The sequence below is a fragment of the Athalassotoga sp. genome, from assembly GCF_049965695.1.
In the GTDB taxonomy this organism is placed as follows: domain Bacteria; phylum Thermotogota; class Thermotogae; order Mesoaciditogales; family Mesoaciditogaceae; genus Athalassotoga.
In genome coordinates this window covers 1-560 of record NZ_JBMFWB010000082.1, presented here as the reverse complement: position 1 = coordinate 560, position 560 = coordinate 1, and the positions used below count along the sequence as shown (strand labels likewise).

Below are 560 nucleotides of genomic sequence, written 5' to 3'. Positions count from 1 at the left end.
GTTACTTACGAAGAAAAATTACCTCATTATTTTGGACAAAATCTACTCGCTAAAAGTTTGCACCCCAATTGCTATAATCATAATCCTGATTTTTTACGATTTAAGGGTGAGTCTGGCTTGCCATTTAAAGCACATCCTCAGTTCAAGAAAAAGGATCTGAGTGAACGGCAGGAACTCTACCGTCTTATTGCTGAGCAAATCTGGTCTCCCGAACGGATTAAAGAAGTAGTAGAGTTATGATAAAGGCAAAGTTGTAGAAGGTCAAGCAAAAATTGATCCACTGCGCCCATTAAAAGTGATCGCACCTACAAAAGTATTTGTTATCCATGTGATAAAATATCCATAAGGAAGTGATTTTTCTGAACATAAAGGAATTCAAAAAACAATTCATAGTTTTGAGAAATAAAGGTTATGTGGAATCTCTGAGAAAGGGTCCTACGGGAGTAGGGAAAACTTTAGAAAGTTATATGGGACTTAAAGAAAATAATCTTGATTTACCGGATCTTGGAAACATAGAATTAAAGGCTCATCGTGATAATTCAATGAATTTGATAACATTA

Annotated in this window: 1 protein-coding gene and 1 pseudogene; both read left to right on the top strand. The window is 35.0% G+C overall.

The features are described 5' to 3' along the window. Window positions 1-240: pseudogene (locus ACP5NR_RS08845) on the top strand (DUF262 domain-containing protein); the annotation flags it as partial. 110 nt (window positions 241-350) lie between these two features. Beyond that, window positions 351-560 (top strand): MvaI/BcnI family restriction endonuclease (locus tag ACP5NR_RS08840; RefSeq protein WP_428006380.1); only part of this gene is annotated, 210 nt, incomplete at its 3' end.